The sequence below is a fragment of the Streptomyces rectiviolaceus genome, from assembly GCF_039533825.1.
Lineage (GTDB): Bacteria > Actinomycetota > Actinomycetes > Streptomycetales > Streptomycetaceae > Streptomyces > Streptomyces rectiviolaceus.
On the sequence record NZ_BAAAUG010000243.1, the window covers coordinates 1 to 4020 of the forward strand.

A 4020-nucleotide genomic window follows, 5' to 3' on the forward strand; every position below is an offset into this window, starting at 1 on the left:
CAGGTCAGGCGCTGGTTTCCAGGTAGAAACGGAAACGGATCACACTGGTGATGATGGCATCGGATGCGTCGGATGTTCCCCCCGCTTCCCGCGCCTCGCGCTGGTAGCAGTTGATGCCGGGGATGTTCAGCGGGTACCGGTAGCCGGGGCTGCCGTCGACGGGCCGCTCCACAACCTTGCGGCCCTTATCGGCCATCCACTGCGCTTGGGCGTCGCCTCCGCTGCTGTCCGGCAGCCCTGGGGCGGGCCCCGAGACGAACGCGGCCTGGTAGTCGGAGACGGCAGCGTCGCCGCGGTCGGCGAGGGTGCCGTCGTCGCCGCTGTGGTCGAGGGGGTAGAGCAGCGTGTAGGGCGGGGGGTGTGGCTTCCCGGTCGTCGGGTCGATGGGCACCTTGCGCAGCCCGACGGGCTTGCCGGTGAGGGTGGCCAGCAGGCCCTGGACGGCAGTGGTGACGGGAAGACGGTCGATCACGGCGCATCAACTCCCGAAGATCCGGTCACAGGCGTCGTGGAACGCCTGCTCGTACTCAGACGACAGTTCGTTGACGGCCGGGTCGACGTGCGGCCGGGGCACCTGGAAAAAGTGCCGCCCGACGCTGTCCGTCATGTCGTAGAAGCCGTACTCCAGGCGCCTGCCCTGCGGGGCGCTGGTGCCGATGACGGCGCCGCCTCCGTCCGGGACGCCGAAGGGTTCGATCTGCCAGGACGCCACGTACTGCCCGGTGATGATGTTTGGGCCGGGTCGTCCGGAGGCGTTCTCCCGGATCAGGGCGCGTGCCAGGCGGGCCATCTGCTGCACGGTGCGGTTCACCTCCGGGCCGACTCGGTCCGCGGACTGCTCGAGGCGCCCGGCGAGTTCGTCGAGGTCCATCACGGCACCTCGCGGGTCTGCTGAACCTGGTCCAGGGGCGTCGTACGGATGACCGTGAGCGTGCTGGCGATGCCGGGGTCCTGGACTCTCCACTGCCGGTTAAGGAGCGCCAGGTCGCCTTTCGGGTGCACGGCGATGACGGTGACGAGCATGTCCCGCTCCGCGACCGGCGCCTCAAGGGGGGTGAGGAGCTTGTACCGGGAGCGTGTCTCGTCCACCCACGGCAAGTTCGGGGAGGGAAGGGAGGACACGCCGCCGACGGTGCCGGCGAGCTGGACCGCCCCACGGCCCTCGTACAGGGTCTCGCCCTCGGGGTAGGTGTACTGGCCGGTTTCGGGGTTGAAGACGGGTTCCCCGGCGGCCGGGCCCGCGATGCGGACGGTGTCCCACGGGATGAGATCTTCGACGACCTTGGTGATGCCGGACAGATCCAGGGCCATCAGGTGCCTGCTCTCTGGCCGCGCGCCCACTCGGTAAGGGTGGCGAGCATCGCGACGGCGGTGGCTCCCGGGCCGCCGCCGTAGTCCGACCGGTTCAGGGCCTCCTGGTCCAGGAGGACGGGGTCGACTGCGGCGAGGAACTCGGCGATCAGGTCGCCGGGGCTCTGGTCGATGGCGACCGCGACACGGGCGAAGCCCTGCCAGAGCACGCCTTCGGGCTGGCAGGTGTGCAGCAGGAGGGTGGGCAGCGCCTCGTGCACGTTGTGCTGGATCGTGTAGCCGGTGACCGTACCCGCGGGCAGCGCCTGCCCGTCCAGGGTGATGGTGGCGGAGCCAGGCTGCGCGTCGATGCGGACGCCGTGCGCCTGCGGCTCGCTGGGGGCGCTCACTCGTCATCTCCCTTCGTCAAGACGGCTCCCTGGTTGACGATTTGCTGTGCCGAGGCGAGCAGACCGTTCTGATCGATCCAGGACAGTCCTTCACTGGTGGCCAGTGCAAGGGCGGCATCGCCGTCTTTGTCGAGGACCTTGAGGATGACGACCGCAGAGGCGATCAGGTCCCCGTCGTCGACTTCGAGGCTGACGCCGAGGCCGTCCAGGATGGGCCCGATGGGCTGCTCGGTCACAGGGCGGCCCCAGAGAAGATGTTGCTGCGGCCGGTGAGGTCCATGCGGGGCAGGAGCTCTCGTTGGCAGTGCGGATGGGCGGTGGGGTGGGCGAGGGCGTCCTGCACGGTGCGCAGCGTGCGGTTCGCCCGGTCGGGGTCACCGTGGCTGGTCCACCCGCAGTCGGCGCCGTCACGAACTTCCACGTACGAGACGCCGAGTTCGTCCAGGGCGGTGCGGGCTCCGGCAGTGTTGGCGGTGGTGACGGCCTGCCAGGTGATCGCGGCGCGCGCCCACGCGTCGACCGGGTGCCGGGTGTTGTTGGCGTAGATCACGGTGTTCAGCGGATGGTCGCGGCGCAGGGCGGCGGTGTCGACGCGGGCGCTTTGCGGGTCGCGGACGGCGTCCTGCGCTGCGCGGAGGAAGGCCCGTGCGCGGCGCAGGGCTTCGCGGATGCGGCCGGTGAGGTCGGCGTAGTACTGCGCGGAGGCCGTGGTGATGGCGTCGCGGTGGCGAGCAGTCCAGGTGAAGCGCTCGGTCGACTGGTCGGCGCGTTCCAGCATCTGCCAGGCGCCTTCACGGTAGACGAGCGGCAGGTCGGTGGCGGCCCATCGTTCGACGAAGCTGCTGGCGGCCCGGTCGAAGGCGGCCAGGGCCTGGTTGAAGGCGGTGACGGCGGCGCGCACGCGCACACCGGCACCCCTGCTGCGTCCGGGGCGGACCGTCGCAAGGACGCGAAGGAGGGCGTTTTGTGCGGCGGCGAGGATGCTCCAGGCGCCTGTCAGGCGGGTTGCCGCGTTGGCGATGAAGCCGATGAGGCGCTGGCGCAGGGTGCGGCCTCGCCGTACGGGCGTACTCATCGTCGGCTCCGGCCCTGGAGGAACAGGATCCCGAAGTCTCCGCCCGTTTCGTCGGCGCCGCCGGTGGGGGGCTCGTCGGGCGCGGGGTCGCTGCCAGCCACCAAGAGGGCGATCTGACGCTCGAGTCCCTTGATGTTCTCCGCGTAGCCGACGCCGACGACGCCGGACACGTTGACGGTGGTCGGGGACTGGAGGAATGCGGCCAGCCGTCCGCGCAGGACTTCGAGGGCGACGGGGCGGGCCGCGCCGAGTCGGGTGTAGCGGCTCTCGAGGTCAGTGAGGTCGGTGGTCTCGCCCAGCTGGGCAAGGAGCCAGGCCTTGACGGCGGCGTCCACTGCTGCCTCCAGGGGGATGTCGGGGTGGGAAGGGGTGCGGGTGCGGGCCCGCCGGGTGGCGCCCCCACCACAGGAGTGGCGGGCCCGCACCTGCTACGTGCCGCTGGTGCCCTCGTCAGCGGCGTTCCGGCCCCGAGCCGGCGTGCTGGCCGCCTTCTTGGTGGCCGTCTTCTTGGCCGCGGGGGCGGCCTGCTTGGTCTCCGTGTTCGCGGCGTCACCGTCGCTGGTGTCGGAGCTTTCAGTGCTGTCCGTGGTGGCCGTGTCGGGCAGCTTGCCGTCTTCCCAGCACGCCGGGTTGGTGACGAGGGCCGCGTATTCGGGTGCGGGTTCCTCTCCGGCGCGCAGGATGACGTCGCGGTGCCTGACCGGATCCCGGACGAACACGGTTCGTTTCAGGATGGCCATGGTCAGTCCTCGTCCAGGACGGTGGCCGCGATGTGGAAGTCCGGGACGTACAGGACCGGCATCGCGATCGCGTTGGCCGTGGTGGAGAACTGGACCGGGTTGGACTGCTTGTCGTAGCTGACGTACATGCCAGGCTCGCGGGACGCCTCGAGGCCCGGGTTTTCGCCGGAGTCGAGGTTGTCCTGCTCGGCGGTGACGCCGTACTGGGTCTGCGCCCACTGTTCCGGACTCGGGGGGATCATCGCCCAGAGGCCTTCGGGGGTGACGCGGCGGTAGACGTCGTCGCTCCACACCTGCTCGTCGTAGATTTCGACGGGCGGCAGGTTCCAGCGGGCCCGGACGGAGTTGACGTCGGGCGGGGACAGCGTGGTGGAGGGGGTGGTCGCCGGGCTGGAGGAGTTCCAGAACGCGGTGCGGTACTCCAGGTTGGACGCCAGGACGGACACGGCGCGCTCGCTGGTGAGGATGCGGGCCGGTCGGGGTGCGCCGCGGCTCTTGAGGTAGC

Annotated in this window: 9 protein-coding genes; all 9 read right to left on the reverse strand. The window is 70.4% G+C overall.

The genetic code is table 11. From position 1 onward, the window contains the following. Window positions 1–4: 4 nt before the first annotated feature. A complete protein-coding gene (locus tag ABD378_RS43280; protein WP_344530894.1) occupies window positions 5–472 on the reverse strand; it encodes a hypothetical protein in 468 nt (155 codons plus the stop codon). A gap of 6 nt (window positions 473–478) precedes the next feature. After that, on the reverse strand, window positions 479–871 hold the full coding sequence (locus ABD378_RS43285; protein ID WP_344530896.1) for an HK97 gp10 family phage protein: 393 nt from the start codon (window positions 869–871) through the stop codon (window positions 479–481). Then, window positions 871–1311, reverse strand: a complete 441-nt coding sequence (locus ABD378_RS43290; protein WP_344530898.1) for a DUF6093 family protein — start codon at window positions 1309–1311, stop codon at window positions 871–873. Before ABD378_RS43290 ends, ABD378_RS43285 begins: the two co-directional genes overlap by 1 nt. Continuing rightward, complete coding sequence (locus tag ABD378_RS43295; protein ID WP_344530900.1) at window positions 1311–1700, reverse strand: hypothetical protein; 390 nt, start codon at window positions 1698–1700, stop codon at window positions 1311–1313. The genes ABD378_RS43290 and ABD378_RS43295 overlap by 1 nt, the downstream gene beginning before the upstream one ends. After that, window positions 1697–1936 carry a hypothetical protein gene (locus tag ABD378_RS43300; RefSeq protein ID WP_344530902.1) on the reverse strand — a complete coding sequence of 80 codons (240 nt, stop codon included), beginning with the start codon at window positions 1934–1936 and terminating at the stop codon, window positions 1697–1699. Before ABD378_RS43300 ends, ABD378_RS43295 begins: the two co-directional genes overlap by 4 nt. Next, complete coding sequence (locus ABD378_RS43305) at window positions 1933–2775, reverse strand: hypothetical protein (protein WP_344530904.1); 843 nt, start codon at window positions 2773–2775, stop codon at window positions 1933–1935. Before ABD378_RS43305 ends, ABD378_RS43300 begins: the two co-directional genes overlap by 4 nt. Continuing rightward, on the reverse strand, window positions 2772–3110 hold the full coding sequence (locus tag ABD378_RS43310; RefSeq protein ID WP_344530906.1) for a hypothetical protein: 339 nt from the start codon (window positions 3108–3110) through the stop codon (window positions 2772–2774). Before ABD378_RS43310 ends, ABD378_RS43305 begins: the two co-directional genes overlap by 4 nt. A 93-nt stretch (window positions 3111–3203) precedes the next feature. Next, window positions 3204–3515: a hypothetical protein gene (locus ABD378_RS43315; RefSeq protein WP_344530908.1), complete on the reverse strand. Its 312-nt coding sequence runs from the start codon at window positions 3513–3515 to the stop codon at window positions 3204–3206. Between the two features lie 2 nt (window positions 3516–3517). Then, on the reverse strand, window positions 3518–4020 hold a 503-nt coding region (locus ABD378_RS43320), incomplete at its 5' end, for a major capsid protein (RefSeq protein WP_344530910.1).